The sequence below is a fragment of the Bradyrhizobium sp. UBA2491 genome, from assembly GCF_002341725.1.
Classification (GTDB): domain Bacteria; phylum Pseudomonadota; class Alphaproteobacteria; order Rhizobiales; family Xanthobacteraceae; genus Bradyrhizobium.
The window spans coordinates 1-16,102 of record NZ_DDOP01000055.1 but is presented as its reverse complement, the minus strand read 5'-3'; the positions used below and the strand labels follow the sequence as shown (position 1 = coordinate 16,102).

The 16,102-nt window shown below is 64.8% G+C and carries 19 protein-coding genes and 16 tRNA genes; 25 read left to right on the top strand and 10 right to left on the bottom strand.

Translation table 11 applies throughout. The features are described from left to right. Positions 1-56 precede the first annotated feature (56 nt). Positions 57-455 (top strand): RidA family protein, encoded by a 399-nt coding sequence (locus tag B2W55_RS17940; RefSeq protein ID WP_024584004.1) that lies wholly within the window; start codon positions 57-59, stop codon positions 453-455. A 95-nt stretch (positions 456-550) separates the two neighbouring features. Here B2W55_RS17940 and B2W55_RS17935 read toward each other — a convergent pair whose 3' ends face one another. The 7 genes from B2W55_RS17935 to B2W55_RS17905 all read right to left on the bottom strand — a co-directional run bounded on the left by B2W55_RS17935 (position 551) and on the right by B2W55_RS17905 (position 4,704). Next, complete coding sequence (locus B2W55_RS17935) at positions 551-1,105, bottom strand: hypothetical protein (RefSeq protein ID WP_024584005.1); 555 nt, start codon at positions 1,103-1,105, stop codon at positions 551-553. Then, positions 1,050-1,409, bottom strand: coding sequence for a hypothetical protein (locus tag B2W55_RS17930; RefSeq protein ID WP_080890971.1), 360 nt, complete (start codon positions 1,407-1,409; stop codon positions 1,050-1,052). Before B2W55_RS17930 ends, B2W55_RS17935 begins: the two co-directional genes overlap by 56 nt. Before the next feature lie 195 nt (positions 1,410-1,604). Beyond that, positions 1,605-2,204 carry a formyltransferase family protein gene (locus B2W55_RS17925; RefSeq protein ID WP_024584006.1) on the bottom strand — a complete coding sequence of 200 codons (600 nt, stop codon included), beginning with the start codon at positions 2,202-2,204 and terminating at the stop codon, positions 1,605-1,607. Between the two features lie 130 nt (positions 2,205-2,334). Beyond that, positions 2,335-3,624 carry a hemolysin family protein gene (locus tag B2W55_RS17920; RefSeq protein WP_024584007.1) on the bottom strand — a complete coding sequence of 430 codons (1,290 nt, stop codon included), beginning with the start codon at positions 3,622-3,624 and terminating at the stop codon, positions 2,335-2,337. Positions 3,625-3,817: 193 nt separating this feature from the next. After that, positions 3,818-4,090, bottom strand: a complete 273-nt coding sequence (locus B2W55_RS17915) for a hypothetical protein (RefSeq protein WP_024584008.1) — start codon at positions 4,088-4,090, stop codon at positions 3,818-3,820. Positions 4,091-4,223: 133 nt separating this feature from the next. Next, positions 4,224-4,427: a hypothetical protein gene (locus B2W55_RS17910; RefSeq protein ID WP_024584009.1), complete on the bottom strand. Its 204-nt coding sequence runs from the start codon at positions 4,425-4,427 to the stop codon at positions 4,224-4,226. Between the two features lie 127 nt (positions 4,428-4,554). Continuing rightward, positions 4,555-4,704, bottom strand: a complete 150-nt coding sequence (locus tag B2W55_RS17905; protein ID WP_168200213.1) for a hypothetical protein — start codon at positions 4,702-4,704, stop codon at positions 4,555-4,557. 614 nt (positions 4,705-5,318) lie between these two features. Here B2W55_RS17905 and B2W55_RS17900 point away from each other — a divergent pair. The 4 genes from B2W55_RS17900 to B2W55_RS17885 all read left to right on the top strand — a co-directional run bounded on the left by B2W55_RS17900 (position 5,319) and on the right by B2W55_RS17885 (position 7,555). Beyond that, entirely contained in the window at positions 5,319-6,170 is an 852-nt protein-coding gene (locus B2W55_RS17900) for a 3-hydroxybutyryl-CoA dehydrogenase (RefSeq protein ID WP_024584011.1), read from the top strand. Positions 6,171-6,538: 368 nt separating this feature from the next. Next, positions 6,539-6,805, top strand: a complete 267-nt coding sequence (locus tag B2W55_RS17895; RefSeq protein ID WP_024584012.1) for a DUF3551 domain-containing protein — start codon at positions 6,539-6,541, stop codon at positions 6,803-6,805. A gap of 90 nt (positions 6,806-6,895) precedes the next feature. Continuing rightward, positions 6,896-7,060 carry a hypothetical protein gene (locus tag B2W55_RS17890; protein ID WP_168200212.1) on the top strand — a complete coding sequence of 55 codons (165 nt, stop codon included), beginning with the start codon at positions 6,896-6,898 and terminating at the stop codon, positions 7,058-7,060. A 36-nt stretch (positions 7,061-7,096) separates the two neighbouring features. After that, a complete protein-coding gene (locus tag B2W55_RS17885) occupies positions 7,097-7,555 on the top strand; it encodes a hypothetical protein (RefSeq protein WP_024584013.1) in 459 nt (152 codons plus the stop codon). Positions 7,556-7,645: 90 nt separating this feature from the next. Here B2W55_RS17885 and B2W55_RS17880 read toward each other — a convergent pair whose 3' ends face one another. Further along, a complete protein-coding gene (locus B2W55_RS17880; RefSeq protein ID WP_145987174.1) occupies positions 7,646-7,960 on the bottom strand; it encodes a hypothetical protein in 315 nt (104 codons plus the stop codon). 120 nt (positions 7,961-8,080) lie between these two features. Here B2W55_RS17880 and B2W55_RS17875 point away from each other — a divergent pair, with 120 nt between their 5' ends. The 20 genes from B2W55_RS17875 to B2W55_RS17780 all read left to right on the top strand — a co-directional run bounded on the left by B2W55_RS17875 (position 8,081) and on the right by B2W55_RS17780 (position 12,596). Next, entirely contained in the window at positions 8,081-8,275 is a 195-nt protein-coding gene (locus tag B2W55_RS17875; RefSeq protein WP_024584015.1) for a hypothetical protein, read from the top strand. 468 nt (positions 8,276-8,743) lie between these two features. Next, a complete protein-coding gene (locus B2W55_RS17870) occupies positions 8,744-8,938 on the top strand; it encodes a hypothetical protein (RefSeq protein ID WP_024584016.1) in 195 nt (64 codons plus the stop codon). 217 nt (positions 8,939-9,155) lie between these two features. Further along, positions 9,156-9,240, top strand: a tRNA-Leu gene (locus B2W55_RS17865). A gap of 19 nt (positions 9,241-9,259) precedes the next feature. Beyond that, a tRNA-Leu gene (locus tag B2W55_RS17860) sits at positions 9,260-9,339 on the top strand. 7 nt (positions 9,340-9,346) lie between these two features. Further along, positions 9,347-9,421, top strand: a tRNA-Val gene (locus tag B2W55_RS17855). A gap of 5 nt (positions 9,422-9,426) precedes the next feature. Beyond that, positions 9,427-9,502: transfer RNA gene (locus B2W55_RS17850), tRNA-Val, on the top strand. A gap of 7 nt (positions 9,503-9,509) precedes the next feature. Beyond that, a tRNA-Ile gene (locus B2W55_RS17845) sits at positions 9,510-9,584 on the top strand. A gap of 23 nt (positions 9,585-9,607) precedes the next feature. Further along, positions 9,608-9,691 (top strand) — tRNA-Leu (locus tag B2W55_RS17840). A 4-nt stretch (positions 9,692-9,695) separates the two neighbouring features. Further along, positions 9,696-9,771 (top strand) — tRNA-Asp (locus tag B2W55_RS17835). A gap of 49 nt (positions 9,772-9,820) precedes the next feature. Continuing rightward, entirely contained in the window at positions 9,821-10,357 is a 537-nt protein-coding gene (locus tag B2W55_RS17830; protein WP_024584017.1) for an HNH endonuclease, read from the top strand. Positions 10,358-10,428: 71 nt separating this feature from the next. Beyond that, positions 10,429-10,516, top strand: a tRNA-Tyr gene (locus B2W55_RS17825). Positions 10,517-10,522: 6 nt separating this feature from the next. Next, positions 10,523-10,596: transfer RNA gene (locus B2W55_RS17820), tRNA-Gly, on the top strand. 33 nt (positions 10,597-10,629) lie between these two features. Beyond that, a tRNA-Phe gene (locus tag B2W55_RS17815) sits at positions 10,630-10,704 on the top strand. Positions 10,705-10,742: 38 nt separating this feature from the next. Then, a tRNA-Glu gene (locus tag B2W55_RS17810) sits at positions 10,743-10,817 on the top strand. A 3-nt stretch (positions 10,818-10,820) separates the two neighbouring features. Further along, positions 10,821-10,895, top strand: a tRNA-Arg gene (locus tag B2W55_RS17805). A 5-nt stretch (positions 10,896-10,900) separates the two neighbouring features. Continuing rightward, positions 10,901-10,975, top strand: a tRNA-Glu gene (locus B2W55_RS17800). Between the two features lie 27 nt (positions 10,976-11,002). Next, a tRNA-His gene (locus B2W55_RS17795) sits at positions 11,003-11,078 on the top strand. Positions 11,079-11,082: 4 nt separating this feature from the next. Continuing rightward, a tRNA-Trp gene (locus B2W55_RS17790) sits at positions 11,083-11,158 on the top strand. Between the two features lie 97 nt (positions 11,159-11,255). Beyond that, positions 11,256-12,161 (top strand): ribonuclease Z, encoded by a 906-nt coding sequence (locus B2W55_RS17785; protein WP_024584018.1) that lies wholly within the window; start codon positions 11,256-11,258, stop codon positions 12,159-12,161. Between the two features lie 198 nt (positions 12,162-12,359). Next, positions 12,360-12,596 carry a hypothetical protein gene (locus tag B2W55_RS17780; protein WP_024584019.1) on the top strand — a complete coding sequence of 79 codons (237 nt, stop codon included), beginning with the start codon at positions 12,360-12,362 and terminating at the stop codon, positions 12,594-12,596. Positions 12,597-12,721: 125 nt separating this feature from the next. Here the strand turns inward: B2W55_RS17780 and B2W55_RS17775 are convergent. Beyond that, positions 12,722-12,797, bottom strand: a tRNA-Lys gene (locus B2W55_RS17775). 177 nt (positions 12,798-12,974) lie between these two features. After that, a complete protein-coding gene (locus B2W55_RS17770; RefSeq protein ID WP_024584020.1) occupies positions 12,975-15,803 on the bottom strand; it encodes a glycosyltransferase in 2,829 nt (942 codons plus the stop codon). Positions 15,804-16,102: the final 299 nt, after the last annotated feature.

Sequence of the window (16,102 nt, the reverse complement as noted above, 5' to 3'; positions counted from 1 at the left end):
CGCTGCGCGATCGATGCTAAGCAGGGCCGGAAAAATCCAATCAGGAGGATCTGCTCATGCGTGTGTTGCAACCGGCCGAATGGTCGAAACCCCGCGGCTTCTCAGATGGCGTCGCATTCGACGCCCCGGGCCGTTGGATCGTGCTCGCAGGGCAGACCGGCGGGGATGAGAAGGGCGAATATCAGCCCGACATGGCCGGCCAGGTCGGCACCGCGCTGAAGCGCATCATCAAGCTCCTCAACGAGGCCGGCGCCGGTCCCGAGCACATCGTCCGCCTGACCTGGTACCTGACCAGCCGCGCTGAATACGAGGCTGCGGGCGCCGGCATCGGCGCGGCGTGGAAGGAGACGCTCGGGCGCAATTTCCCGCCGTCCACGCTGCTCTATATCGACGGGCTGGTCGATCAGCGCGCCAAGGTCGAGATCGAGGTCACGGCGTTCGTGCCGGCCGAATAGCGAGCGCGGCCGAGACGCGCGTGGCGATCGCGATGCAATCAGCAAAAAAGCCCTCGGGGATGACCCGAGGGCTTTTTTGTTGGAGTAGCGATCGATTACTTCGTCAGCGTGATGTTGGCGCCGCGGAACTGGCTGTCGGCCCTGATCGTGACGGCCTGCTTGTTCCCGGTGGTGCGCATCGCGATGTCGGCGTTGAAGCCGGGGGCGCTGGCCACGACCTGGAAGTTGCCGCCGCCGCCGCGGCCCTGCAACGAGCCGCTGACGTTGCGGCTGGACTCGCTCCAGTTGCCGCTGACCGAATTGCCCTCGGCTTGCACGTCGGCCGCCAGGTTGAACTTGTAGGCGTCGCTGGCGCAGGTGAGGCTCATGCTCATCCTGGGGCCGCCGACATGATAGGTCGCACGGCAGCGAATCCGCTCGCTGGAGCCGTCGTCGAGCGTGACCGAGCCGCTGCCCGACCAGCTGCCCGCCATGCCGGCGAACGGGCCGGACTGCGCATGGCCAGCGCTGCTAGCCAATGCAGCCGCGAAAAAAACGGCGGCTGCTAATGCTGGCCGCCGCGCGATGCCGTAGAAGCTCGGTACGTTGGTGATCTTACTGACGGGACGCTTCCCATCGGCCGCTGCACGGTACGCCAGCTGATGCCCCATTCCACTTCCCCGATCCGGAGTTACCACTGAGTTGTCCGTTCGCATATGCACCATTGATCGAGACCCGCACAAGTCCCCCGCTGCCGACGGTTCCAGAGATCGCGGCGCCCTGTGCCGAGATCTTTCCTTCGGCGACGGTCACGGTCGAGCTTTGCGACGGTTCGCAGCTGCCGGTCTTGGTGACCACAGTGACGTTCCAGAGGCCGTCATAAGGCTGCTGAGCGGATGCGGGAGCAGCGGCGAGGGCGGCGGCCGAAGCGACCGAAGTGACCAAAATCAGGTCGCGAATGCGGATCGAACGCATGAATCAAATCCCTGTAATTTCGTGTGATGACGCGGCTTATCCTGTCACAATGTGTTCAAAATTTGCTGCGTCGCAAGCGTCCCCGAATGTTCCTGTGAACTCAAACACATCATGGTGAATTCGGTTCCGGATCAGGAACGAAAAATCCCGGTCACGCTTGCTTGATTGAAGGTATTTTATTACCTCAGTTGTGGATTAGTGTTTGTCGGGGCTCAGATTGGGGGCCTTGGTCGCAAACTGCTCATCCTGCGGTTTGGCCGGCAGCGCCCCGTTGACCTTGCCGTAGTCGATGACCTCGGCAAGCAGGCGAAGGCCGAGCGGCGCCAGCGCGCGCTCCCACAATTCGCGGGCGGTCTCGCCTTTCTTGACGAACACCCAGTCCTGGGCGGCGATAGCGCCGGCGTCCATGCGGTCGGCGAGGTGATAGATGGTGCCGCCGGCGATCGGATCGCCTTCCTTGATGGTCCATTCCACCGCGGCGATGCCGCGGTGCCGGGGCAGCAGCGACGGGTGGTAGCCAATGCCGCCGAGCTTGGCCACGGCGAGCGCCTCCTTGCTGACGCGGGCGTGGCTGTGGGCGGTCACGATCAGGTCGGTGCCCGGCGCGATCTCGGCGGCGGTCACGAGCTTCGGATCGGCCTGAACGACAACCTCGATGCCGGCCGCCCTGGCCGCAGCCGCCAGGCGGTCCTCGCCGTCATGGACAACCACCCTGACCAGTGTGACGTGGTGCTCGCGCAGCATGTTCAGGGTCGTCACGCCGAAATGGCGGGAACCGACAAGGGTAATGCGCATGGGATGAATTCCGTGGGGGTTATTCGGGATTTGCTCTGGGATCGCTCGGCTGCCGCTATGCCGATAGCACAGCGCGGCCGACTGTTTCGCTGTCCTGCCGGTTATCAACAGGCCCGGCCGCCTGGCAATGTCAGGCCGCCGGCTGCCTGCTCGCCAGGATCTTATCGATCCGCCTTCCGTCGAGGTCGACGATCTCGAACTGCCAGCCCTGCGCGCTGGTCTTCGCGCCGACCTCGGGGATCGCGCCGAAGGCATGCAGCAGGAAGCCGGCCGCGGTCTGGTAGGGCCGGGGCGAGGGCAGCACGATGCCGAGCAGTTCGCTGAATTCCAGCGCCGGCATCCAGCCCGAAACCAGGTACGAGCCGTCGTCGCGCCTGACCCAGGCCGGCTCGGCCGGGCCTTCCTCGGTATGGAAGGCGCCGACGATGGCTTCGAGAATGTCGGCGCTGGTGACGACGCCCTGGAAGGTGCCGTATTCGTCGTGCACGAGGCCGATATGCACCGCGGAGTCGCGCAGGATCGCGACCACGTCGCGGGCATCCACGGTCTCCGGGATGATCGGCGCATCGCGCGTCAACGCGCGGATGTCCGGCGTCCGGCCGGCGAGGTAGACGTCGAGCACGTCCTTGGCCTGGATGATGCCGAGCGCCTGGTCGCGATTGCCGTCGAACACCACGCAGCGCGAGTGATTGCTCCTCTGTAGCGTCGCCAGGATTTCGGGCGCCGGTGCGGCCAGATCGATCAGGCTGACTTCGTGGCGCGGCGTCATCACGGCGCCGACCGGAAGATCGCCGAGCCGCATCACGCCGGCGATCATCTCCTTTTCACCGGGCTCCAGCACGCCGGCATTCTCGGCTTCCACCACCAGCGTCTTGATCTCGTCCTCGCTGACCCGGTCCTGCGCATCCTCGCGATGACCGAGCAGCCACAGCAGCAGCTTGCCGGATCGGTCGAGCAGCCACACCACCGGCAACGACAGTCGCGCCATCGTCGTCATCGCGGGGGCGACGCGCACGGCGACGGACTCCGGGTCGCGCAGGGCGATCTGCTTCGGCACCAGCTCGCCGACGATCAGCGAGGCGTAGGTGATCAGGCTGACCACAAGGCCGACGCCGATCGCGTCGGCGATGCCCGCCGACACTCCGATATCGAGCAGCCATTGCGTCAAGCGATGGCCGAGCGTCGCGCCCGAGAAGGCGCCCGACAGCACGCCGATCAGGGTGATGCCGATCTGCACCGTGGAGAGGAACTTGCCGGGGTCGGAGGCCAGAGCCAGCGCGCGGCGGGAGCCATTGACGCCTCGCTCCACGAGCGCCGCGAGCCGCGCCGGACGGGAGGAGACGATGGCGAGCTCCGACATCGACAACAGACCGTTGACGACAATCAAGGTCGCCACGATCGCAAGCTCCAGATATAACACGGGGATCCCTAGGATTTGGCGGCGTTGGCCGCGGTTCGACGCCCTATATAGGCATGCCGGCGCCGGTTTGCTCTGCCTTGTGGGCTGTTCGCGCGCAAGCAGAGCGTGCGTATGGCGCGCATGCAGCAGGAGATCGCGCGGCATTTTGGCGCGTAGCTTCACGCGATCCGGAATTCACGTCGGGCGAACGGGTTCAGGCGAGAATCCGCAGCTCCGGCTTGGCGAACGTCCTGGCGGACGAAGCCGGCTGCATCGCGGCCCGTTCGGAAACAACCTGCAACTGCATGCGCAAATCGGCGTTGCATTGCTTCATCTGGTTGCGCAATTCGCGGCGGGAGAACGCGGTGAGCGAGGGGTCCGCGAGCTGCTGCCAGGCCTGGCGCAGCCACTCCTGTAGTTCGCGGATGTTTTGATCCAAGAGCTTCTGATCCAAAACCTTCTGATCTGAGACGTCGGGCCGGGTCATGCCACCAAATCCCACCAGGTGATCGGTTGCAAACTAACGCTGATTCTCGTTGTTTCACCTAGCGCAATGTGACGGGAGGCCTGGTCCAAGCCGACGAAATCTTGAGCAGCGGCGGGCGCGTCAGCAAACCCGGCTAGCGAGCCTTGCCGGCAAGTGCGCGCAGGAAATCCAGCGCGATCGGCAGCGCGACCAGAAACGCGGCAAGCATCGAGAGGTGGCGCGTCCGGGCGGCGGACAGGCCGAGATCCTCCAGGGCGACATGGGCAAGCATGATCGCCGCGTATGCGGCAACGCAGACGGCGACGACGATGGTGTCCAGTCCGATCTTGCTCTGCATCGCGCCCCCGCATTGTTGCCGCTGCGGTGTAGCGCGAGTCGGCTAACGCCAAATATGAGCTGGATCACGGGCGCGGCGCCTGTGCGCGCATCGGCCCGGCTGGCGTGGCGATCCGCGGCCGGCGGGTTCAGTGCTCGGCGTGATCCCGCGGCGGGCTGCGGGGCGGAAGTTTGACCGGGATGTGCGGCGACGAGCTCACCACGCGCGGGCTTCCGTCGGTGTGGGTCTGGCCGTGCAGCAATGTCTCGAGCAGCAGAATGAATTTTTCGGCAAGCATGGGCGTAGCCCTCGTCGTCTAATTCCTGTAGGTCGTGGCGCTCGCGCAAAAATTCGATCAACAAAACGCGAGTCGCGTGCCATGACGATGCTGCGGCGCGAATTCCACTTGCTGCAATCCGTGAGACTACCGGCCGCTCCGGCTCGGTGTGCGGCTGGTCGGGATCACGCGGCGCGCGTGGGGAGAGCATGTGAGGAATGGTTAGTGATTGCCTAACAGGCGCCTGCGCGGCGCCTGATTGGATCACACCGTTCCTTCAAGGATGGAGGCTAGCGATATCGCCATGGACCGGGACCATGACATCGACGAGGGGCTCGTAGCCGCGCTGCGCCGCAGCTACGGACGGGTGGCCTGGTGGATCGTGAGATTCAACCGTGCGTTCGAGCCGTCGCGCGCCGCTGAGCCGTCGCGCACCGAGCTGCCGCCGCGGACCGCCGTTCCACCCCGGCGGCCGTTGCCGCCTCGCCCTGAATAGACCCCACTTAAATACCGTCGCTTGCTGTATCGGTCGTTCGACCGGACTGCTATGCATGCGCCATCCGCGGACCCCCCGGGGTTCGCCGTTTTTGACGATGCGGCCGCGCGGCGGCGCAAGCGACGGAAGGACTGCTACAATGATCGAGACGGTTGGCATCATCGGCGCCGGAACCATGGGCAACGGCATCGCGCAGGTCTGCGCGGCGGCGGGGCTCAACGTCACCATGGTGGATATCTCCGACGCCGCGGTGCAGCGCGGCCTGAAGACGGTCGGGACCAGTCTCGATCGCCTCGTCTCCAAGGAGAAGATGACCGCCGCCGATCGCGACGCGACGCTCGCGCGCATCAACCCGACCACCGACAAGGCCAAGCTCGCCGCCTGCGACCTCGTGATCGAGGCCGCCACCGAGAACGAGGAGCTGAAGGTCAAGATCCTCAAGGATCTCTGCGCCGGGCTGAAGCCGAGCGCGCTGGTCGCGACCAACACCTCCTCGATCTCGATCACCCGCCTTGCGGCTTCCACCGATCGTCCCGACCGCTTCATCGGGATGCATTTCTTCAATCCGGTCCCGGTGATGGCGCTGCTCGAACTGATCCGGGGCTTGCAGACCTCGGACGACACGGTCGCCAAGGCCGAAGCGTTCGCCAAGCGCGTCGGCAAGGTCGCGATCACCGCGAAGAACAGCCCGGGCTTCGCGGTGAACCGCATCCTGTGCCCGATGATCAACGAGGCGATCTTCGCGTTGCAGGAAGGCATTGCCACCGCGGAAGAGATCGATGCCGGGATGAAGCTCGGCTGTAACCATCCGATCGGGCCGCTCGCGCTTGCCGACCTGATCGGGCTCGACACCATGTTGTCGGTGATGGAGGTGTTCTACACCGGCTTCAACGACCCCAAGTACCGGCCGGCGCCGCTGTTGAAGGAGATGGTCGATGCCGGCCATCTCGGCCGCAAGACCGGGCAGGGGTTCTACAGCTACAGCAAGTGACGCCGGACCGCGCGGCCGGACACCGTAATCATCCGGAATGGATTGCGCCGGGAACCTGACGTACACGCTCACCTTCCGCCACTCGAGGCGGGGGACATCAAACACGAGGCCCGGGCTCCTAGGCACACCGGGTCTCGTGTTTTTGTTTGGGCCGCCGCCTTGTCCGGCGTGATGGGACCGCTGACCGAGCCGGCCCCGGTGCCGCGGTTGGCCAGCCTCCCAAGAATCCCCCTTCGGACCGCAGCTTCTTCCCGACCGCGTGCTGGATGCAGGCTCACAGCTTGTTGAGGCGGCGGCCGGAAACCTCGCAGATCTTGTCGGCGTACCTACATCGGGGTTGGGTGCCGATCGAGTAAGGAAGCAGGATCATGCGCAGGACGAATCGGACAATTCTGGCGTTCGCGGCGCTCGGGACGAGCTGGATTGTCGGCTCCGCGACGCCTGCGGCGGCAGCCGATCCCTTCGACTATCCCTGGTGTATCCAGGGCAAGGAGGAGGGATATCCCGGCTATTGCGGTTACCAGACCTACCAGCAGTGCGAGGCGTCGGCGTCGGGCCGCGCTGCCTCCTGCGGCATCAATCCACGCGTGGCATTCAGCCAGCAGCGGACGCCGCCGCGGCGCGCGATCCGGTAAGCCGCGCGACGTGCGTCAATCACGCGATCCGTCAGGCACGATGATTGCATCGCCGATGGTCGGATCGTTATCCCCTGCCTTGGAGAACACATGGGCGAGATCATCAGGTTCATCTCGAAATCCGAACGTGAGCGCGCGCGGCTGATCCGCGAAGCCCGGGCGAATTACGAGCGCATCTTTCCGTCCGCCGATGCAACCGAAGCGCAGGATGTCGCGGTCGAGGGCAACGGCGGCGAGGCGTCGTCGAAGCCGTAGCGTGCCAGTACGCGCCGAACGGAGGGCGACGCTGCGATGTGGAAACGGATCTGGCGGACCTGGACGATCGACAAGCCGGCCGCGTTTGGCGACTGGCTGTGGCTGGTGCTGGTGGTCGAACTCGCCGCCTTGCTCGACCGGTTGACCCTGCGGAAGCTGATTGCGCTGATCCCGGTCGTGATCCTGATCGCTGCCTATCTGCACCGGATTCCACTGCCTCCGGAGTTGATGCTGGTTGGCGATATGCTGGCCTATATCGACATTTTCTCGATGGTCTTCCTGATCGGCTTCTTCAGCCGCATTGCCACCGGCGTGGTGGCCGGCAGGCAGGCCGTCGAATTCATTCGCCGCATGTTGCGGCGGGTGCCGATGGCGCTGCGCAGGGTCGACACCCGTCAGCGTCGCGCTGCGCGCACCCCGCGCCGCAGGGGGCTTACGCGTGCGGAGAAGGGCGATGATGACGCCGTCGTCATCGCAGGTCTTGCCTGGGCCTAGCACGCATTCGCGGCAATGAGAGCGTTTTCGAGCCCCGTTCCGATTCCGTCGGAACCGGAAAGGCTCTAGGGGCGCGATGGCGCCGCCCACCTATCGTGGCTGGCCGGACGGCTTTGCCAAGGCGTCGTCCGGGCCGCTCCGACGCAAGCTGGAGCGATCGGTCGCGGTCTCCTGGGAACGATGAAACGCGTTCCCGATCTGGAAACTCCACACGCCGAACAGCACGGCGCCCGACACGCATGCCGCCACGAAGGCCCAATCGCGCTTCTTCATCTGGTTCAACAAGGCCGACGACACGGATGCTTGCGATGCCTGGAGCCGGCAGTGTGGAACGATCGGGGGCGCTTGTCGATCCGCAGTCGGCTTCCGCGTCGTCACGCAGCAGTGATCGCCGGTGATCGTCAATCAGGCGTCCAGCAACACTCCGACCAGATCAGCCCGGCGCCAGCAATAATCTTGCCAAACTTTCACTAGGCCGCAGGCGCACTGAGCTCGACAATACGGAACCTGATCGGACGATTCGCAATGACCGAACTCGAGGAGCTTCGATACTTCGAGCATCAGTGCCTGGAGATGGCAAGCCAGTCCACGCTGCCGGATACCCGGCGCGCGCTCGAGATCCTGGCGCACAATTACGCCGTTGCGGCCGATGGCCTCGAACGGCGCGCACAATCGACCACGACGGCGCTCGCGCAACTGTTTCGACGTCTGGGGCTGTGACCAGGACACACACCGCGACGTGGCCGACGCCGCCGCGGCGAAATTTTTTTCGATGTCGCCGCGGCTGTCAGGGCGCGAGCCCGGCTGAGATCAAATCGTTCATACCCTGAGGGAGTTAGCCGCGCCTGCGTGCGACCTTTGACGGTCCCGGTACGAACGCTTTGCCCTGCGATTGCGTCACGCCGGGGTCTTGACGGATTCGCCGACTTCTGCGCATACCGCTGCCCCATCAAATCCGCCGGCAGATGAATTGCCTGCGCTCTGAGGACCGAACCGTGTTGCGCTTACGCTCACATATCGTCGCGCTCGTCGCCATCGAACGACCGTTTACCCGGTCGAGCGATTGGTCGTGCATGCGCGTGACGAAGCTGAGTCCGAACTATCGGCTCGGTTCAGAGCTAGCGAAACCAGCAAGAGCGTAACCGGCGGCGGGAATTCACCCTCCGCCAGATCAGGCGGAGAGGGCAGATGGCCCGCACCAAGACCACCACAGCACTCGAGAACCGTGCCGAGCAGAGGACCTTCGCCTCGCCGGTCGCGCTCGCCTTCGTGCGCATCGTCGTGGCGCGCCGCAAGGTCACCGAGGCCGAAGCCCGCAAGATCTATCTCGACTACCTCAACCGGACTCAGCCGCATCGACGCGGCGAGCACCCGGCTGCGTGACGTGAATTTCGACTACGGGATGATCGCCCCCGCAAGGACATAAGGCGATCCGCTGACCGGTACCTGTCTCCTTCGGTGGAGCGGCAATGGTGGTTTCAGGCAGCGAGAGTTGTTCGATTGGCCGGATTAGCTCCCGGCCGTTTGTGAATTTCTCCTGCCGGCGTGGCCCAGCACACGCAACGATCGCGCGTGCGATCCGTGCCGGCAGTACCTTCTCGCGGACGTGGCGGAATTTGGTAGACGCACCGGTCTCAGACGCCGGCGCCTTGCGCATGTGGGTTCGAGTCCCTCCGTCCGCACCAGCTCCACGATCGTCCCATCGCCCCGGTGGCGGAACATGGCAGACGCCGCTGCCTCAAAAGCAGTTTCTGTTGCCGGTTCGAATCCGGCCTGGGGCACCAACATCCCGCGCGCTTAGCTCAGCGGGAGAGCGCCTGTTTTACAAGCAGGATGTCGGCCGTTCGATCCGGTCAGCGCGTACCAATCTTGCGTCCGTAGCTCAGCGGTAGCAGCGCTGTCGCGACATGGCAGAGGTCGGCGGTTCGATCCCGTCCGGACGCACCACATCAACGCACGTTAGTCCGACCGGTGAGGGCCTCGCCTGATAAGCGAGTGGCAGTTGGTTCGATTCCAGCAGCGTGCACCAGACATCACTTCCAACGTCACTTCGCGGCCGTGGTGGAAATGGCAGACACACGCGCTTGAGGGGCGCGCGCCTCGTGCATCCGAGTTCAAGTCTCGGCGGCCGCACCAGATTGCCTCCGGACCCAGCTGGCGACGGGACTCGACTGTCGATCGAGCATTGGCGGGTTCGATTCCCGCCGGAGGCGCCACCAAACTGCAATCCACTCACGCAATCACCAACCGACAAGGAGGTCGACGATGTTCGCCGCAAATCCGGCGCTGGTGTTGAATGCCGACTTCCAGCCGCTGTGTTACTTCCCGCTGTCGCTGTTCGGCTGGGAAGATACCGTGAGGGCGGTGGTGCGTGGAACGCACGTCGTCGTCGCCGAGTACGACCAGGTCATCCGCAGCCCGTCGACGGTGATGCGGCTGCCGTCGGTGATCGCGTTGCGTGAGTACGTCAGGCCGCAGACGCGGGTTGCCTTCACGCGCTTCAATGTGTTCTTGCGCGATCGCTTTCGCTGCCAGTATTGCGGCGAGCAGCAGCTGCGCGGCGAGCTCACCTTCGACCACGTCGTGCCGCGCGCCGATGGCGGCCAGACCTCCTGGAGCAACATCGTCGCGGCATGCAGCCCCTGCAACGCGCGCAAGGCCCGGTTTCGCCAGAAGCCGTTGCGCGCGCCGTACGAGCCGACACAGCACGACCTCGTGGCGGCGCAGCGGCTGTTTCCGCCGAACTTCCTGCACGAGTCCTGGCAGGACTTCCTGTACTGGGACGTCGAGCTCGAGAAGTAGACCCAGCCGGCGGCGGTTGCGATCGCCGCCGACGCCTCTCATGCCGGCATCGCCCGGCGCCAGCTTTTCACGCGCAGACACCGTGGCATGTGGCGAGCCCAACGCGCTGTAAACGCGCCGGTTAAACCTGTGGCGGTTCGACTCCGTCTCTGCGCACCAATTCAAGCGGGTAAACGACTACGGCAGTCGGTGAGAGTGCCACTCTCACAGCCCGGGTTCGACTCCCGGTGCCCGCGCCATCGCATGCGCCTTTGCGCGCACTTTCAAACTTCGCCCGGATAGCTCAGCGGTAGAGCGGCACGTTGAAGGCGTGCGCGTCGGTGGTTCGATTCCATTTCCGGGCACCATCTCTTGCGTCGCCGTTTGGCGACGGAAGCCGAAGCATGCTGCCATCGTCTAGCGGTCAGGATCACCGGTTCTCGACCGGTCGACGCGGGTTCGAGTCCCGCTGGCAGTGCCAATCGCCCACGTAGCTCAGTGGATGAGCACCTCGCTACGAACGAGAAGGACGCAGGTTCGACTCCTGCCGTGGGCTCCAGACTTGCTCCCTTCGTCTAGCGGTCAGGACGCTGGCTTTTCAGGCCAAGAACATCGGTTCGAGTCCGATAGGGAGCACCACAGGCGCGTCGCCAAGTCGGTCAAATCCCCGCTTTCGTCTAGTGGTCAGGACACCGGGTTGTGGACCCGGGAACGCTCGGTTCGATTCCGACAGGCGGGACCAATTCGGGAGTGAAGCTCAAATGGACGAGCGCCGGTTTCCAAATCCGGAGGCTCCAGGTTCGAGGCCTGGCTCTCCCGCCAACATCGGCGTGGCACTTGAACAGGCAAGAGCAGACTGCCATCAGATGCTTCATCTCGGTATGCAGCCAGTGACGGCTGGCAAAGGAAAGGTGCTGCGATGTTCGCGCTGACTTTTCTGGGAACCTCGGCAAGCGTGCCGTCTCCCGAGCGCAATCACCCGGGCATCCTCGTCGAGGCCAGCGGCAGCCGTATTCTGGTCGATTGCGGCGAGGGAACGCAGCGCCAGTTGCTGCGGAGTGGCGCCGGCTTTCGACGGCTCGATCGCCTGTTGCTGACGCATGGCCATTTCGATCATGTGCTCGGCATCCCCGGCCTGTTTTCGACGCTCCGGTTGCGGCAGAGCTCGGATGCGATGACCATCCATGGCGGGCCGGGCACGCTCGATGTCGTGGTCCGCATGCTGGCGGGGCTTTGGGGCGAGGGCAGCGCGCCGATCCCGCTCGATCTGGTGCCATTGACCGAGGGACGCGTGTTAGACGCGGGCGACTTCACCATCGATTGTTTTCCGGTCCGCCACCGCGATACGGACAGCTTCGCCTTCTCGTTCCAGAGCGCGATGCGCCGGCATCTCCTGGTGGACCAACTCGTGGCGCTGCGGGTGCCTGATGGGCCGGTTCGCAGGGAGCTCGCCGAGGGACGGCAGGTGACGTTGGACGATGGCCGCACCATCGACCCGGAGCAGGTGCTTGGCCCCGCCGAGGGACGCAAGAAGCTCGTCATCGTCGGCGATACCGAGACCACCGAGGGGCTGGCCGACCACGTCAGCGACGCCGATCTGCTGGTGATAGAAGCGACGTTTCTTCAGCGTGACGCAGCGACCGCGCGTGACTACGGACATTTGACGGCCGGCGAAGCTGCCGCGCTCGCGGCGCGGAGTGGCGTCAAGCAACTCGTCCTCACGCACATCTCGGGCCGCTATCCTGACGAGGACATCCTGGCCGAGGCGACGGCGAGTTTCGCCAACAGCCGGGTCGCCAGCGACTTCGACCGCATCACGATCTGAAGCAAGCTCACGGTCCATGGTGGCGAACGCCTGCGGCCGTGCTCGCGAGACCAAGCCGTGACCGCACCAGCAACCTTTCATTAACCCGACTCACGCAGCCTCGTCATAGGCCGTCTGGATGGGCCGCTTGCAGAAGGCCGCCACACGCGTGACGATGTGGCGGCCTTTTGCGTCTTGCCACGCGAAGGGAGACGACCGATGGACTACGGCGCCTTCACCGACGCCAGCCTGAAGATGATGTACGAAGCCGTCCGCGGCGCACTCCAGGCGGACGATGCGTTCGAGGCCAACGACGAAGAACCAAAATTCCGGGTCCGCACGACACCCGAATGGAAACGCCACGCCGGCAGCCTCGAGGCCGAGATGCTAAAGCGCGGGCTCCCGCTCGACATCATCGATTGGACAGGCGGACAGGGAGAGTTGCCGCTGGCGTAAGGCTGTGCCTGACGAGAGTAGGTTGACGTCAATTGATCGCGTGGTACGGGCGCGCCGCAGGAGGCTGTCACCCATGTCCTAGGTACGATCTGTTACCCATGTCGCCGGGCCGGACAGGGATTGCTTGGTGAGCGCGGAGGGACTCGAACCCTCGACCCCATGATTAAAAGTCACGTGCTCTACCGCCTGAGCTACGCGCTCACTCACCTGAACATCGGATCCGGACCGAGCGGTGAAACCGCTCCGGATCATGCTCCAGCCCGCGCTGTGTAGGGGGCAGGGCCCATCGGGTCAATAGCCGATGGGCAGTCAATTGTGCACCGTTGCGGCGGATTTGCCGTTCCAATGCCTGTGCTTAGGGCTGTTTCTTGAAGTAGCTCAGTTGTCGCGGTGGATTTCCGAGCCGACCGGCTGCTGCGGGGCGGCGACCGAAGGCAGGCTGACCGGGCGCAGCCCGATCAGTTCAGCGGTGCGGATCGCGCTGTTGCGCCAGAACGCGAACTCGTTGATCCGCGAATTCTCCAGGATCGCGATCGCGACCGCCGCCAGGAACGGCAGGCTCTGCAACACCAGGACGCCGGCGAAGATGTAGATCTCGCGCACCTGCTTGTAGCCGTTGGTGACGACCAGCACGATGGCGCCGATCAGGAGCAGCACGCCGATCACAGCTTCCCAGAACGCCTGGAACTCGATCGACATCCGCGACAGGCCGCCCTTGGAGGTGCGGGCGAAGGCGAGATGCTCGGTGATCAGGCCCTGCGCCACCGCGCGCGACACCGTCCACTGCACGCTCATCGCCGCGATCATCGCGCCCAGCATCTGGCCGGCCTTGATGTTCACCCGCAGCCGGTAGAGCGCGACGAAATGCACCAGCGAGACGACGAAGGAGGCGATGATCGGCAGGGTCAGGATCTTGTCGGGGATCGCGATATCGGCGAAGGCGACGATCGGCACCCAGATCAAATTGAGGATCGCGACCACGACGCCGAGGCTTTCGGCGCCGAGCCAGTTCAGCCAGCCGAGCGAGAATTCGCGGCGCTGATCCGGCGTGAGCCGACTGGCGCCGGGCAGGAAGCGCCGCCAGTGCTTCTTGACGATCTGGAAGCCGCCATAGGCCCAGCGATGGCGCTGCTTCTTGAAGGCTTCATAGGTGTCGGGCAGCAGGCCTTCGCCATAGCGCACATTGGTGTAGTGCGTGAGCCAGCCCGCCTGCTGGATCGAGAGGCCGAGATCGGTGTCCTCGCAGATCGTGTCGCTCGACCAGCCGCCGACCTTGTCCATCGCCGCACGGCGGATCAGGCACATCGTGCCGTGCACGATGATGGCGTTGAACTCGTTGCGCTGGACCATGCCGATGTCGAAGAACCCGGCATATTCCCCGTTCATGATGTAGTGCATCAGCGAGCGGTCGCCGTCGCGATGCTCCTGCGGCGCCTGCACCAGGCCGACGCGGGGATCGGCGAAGGCCGGCACGAGATCCTTCAGCCAGTCCGGGTGCACGACATAGTCGGCGTCGATGATGCCGATGATCTCGGCATCAACAGCGGTGCGCTCCATCGCGATGCGCAGCGCGCCGGCCTTGAAGCCCTGTACCTTCTCGGCATTGATGAACTTGAAGCGTTCGCCGAGTTGCCGGCAGTGATCCTGGATCGGCCGCCAGAACTCGGGGTCGGGCGTGTTGTTGATGATGCAGACGCACTCGAAATTCGGATAGTCGAGCCGCGACACCGCGTCGAGCGTCTGCTTCAGCATCTCGACCGGCTCGTAATAGGCCGGGATGTGGATCGAGACCTTGGGGAACTGGACGTTCTCGCCGATCGTGGCGGGCGCGAGCGGCGCGCTCTTGCCGATCAGCCGGCGCGGGCCGCGGCCGAACGCCACCGCGGCGATCTCCTCGATCCGCGCCATCGCGATCAGCACCAGCGGCACCAGCAGCACCAGACCGAGCGTGAGCGCGAACGCCGAGCCCCAGACGAAATAATGCGTGGTCCAGTATGAGAACACGGTCGCGACCCAGGCGCCGACGCCATTGGCCGCGGCCGACAGCACCAACGCCTGCATCACAGTCGGCTGGTCCAGCCGCAGGATCGGCAGCGACATGAACAGCCCGACCAGGACGGCGACCAGCGCGATCTTCCAGTAGTTCAGGTCGGTGACAGGGCCGGTCCAGGCGAACTTCGCCTCGCGGTCGGCATTGAGGATGCCCCAATAGGGACCGACGCCGCCTTCGAAGAATTTCCAGGGCTGATCGATGGATTCGACGATGTTGTAGTCCATGCCGATGGCTTCGGCGCGGGTGACGAAGTTGCGCAGCACCGTGGCCTGCTGGAACGCGCCGGGCTCGGCGTTGCGAAGATTGTAGCCCTGGCTCGGCCAGCCGAATTCCGCGATCAGGATGCGCTTGCCAGGGAACGAGTCGCGCAGCAGGTTGTAGCGGTCGACCGCCTGGTCCACCGCCTGCTTGTCGGTGAAGTTTTCCCAGTAGGGCAGCACGTGGGCCGCGACGAAATCGGCCGAATTGGCGAGCTGCGGATGGTCGCGCCAGATGTTCCAGATTTCACCCGTGGTGACGGGAACGCCGACCGACTTCTTGACCCGCTGAATCACCTTGACCAGCCGCTGCACGTTGTTTTCGGCGATCGCCAATTTCATGGCTTCGGCCCGCTTGTCCTCGGGCTGCGCGTCGGCGTCGTGAAGACGTTGCGCTTCCTCGCGCAGGATGCGCTCGGATTCCTCCGGCGGCACGCCGATCTCAGGCACCGTGCCGAGGTTTTCCAGCGGGACTTGCTCGCCGCGGAACACGGTCTCGTTGCCGACCACGATGCCGATGACATTGCTGTTGCGCTTCGCAAGGCCGATCGCGGCTTCGATTTCGCGATTGTTGCGGTTGGCGTCCTTGTCGATCCACGCGCCGACCGTGACCTTCATGCCGAACTCGGCGGCAACCGGCGGCACCAGCTCGTTGCCTTCCGTCGACGAATAGAGACGGACCGCCTTGGTGAGCGTCGACAGCTTTCTGAGATCCGCGCGCACCTTCTCGGTGTCGGCCGCGACATCGGCGACGGTGTGGCCCGATTCGAACGGCGCGTAGGACAGGCTCGGCAGCGTGCCACGGAAATCGGGCGCCGACTGCTTCTCCTGGAAGAGACCCCACAGGGCGGCGTGGGCGGCGGTGACAAGCAACAGGACGGCGACGACGGCGCGCATCGCGGTTAAACCATACGGGGCCTGAGATTGAGGACTAAGCGAACCCGTCCCCTGGGTTCGACCAACATGGCGGCGGATGCAAGGATATCTCCGCCAGACGATTTAACAACTGGTATGCGGCGATGGCGTTTTAAGGGCGCAAGCCGTTCCAGCCGCGAAAAAATCGCGGCCGGCCCCGGTCGTGTGACGGGCTTATTTCGAGGCCGGCGCCGGTGACGCCGACGGGGTCGGCGCAGGCGAGGGCGAGGCTGCCGGCGCGGGTGCGGCATTGCCGGCGGTCGACGGCGCCGGGCTGGGCG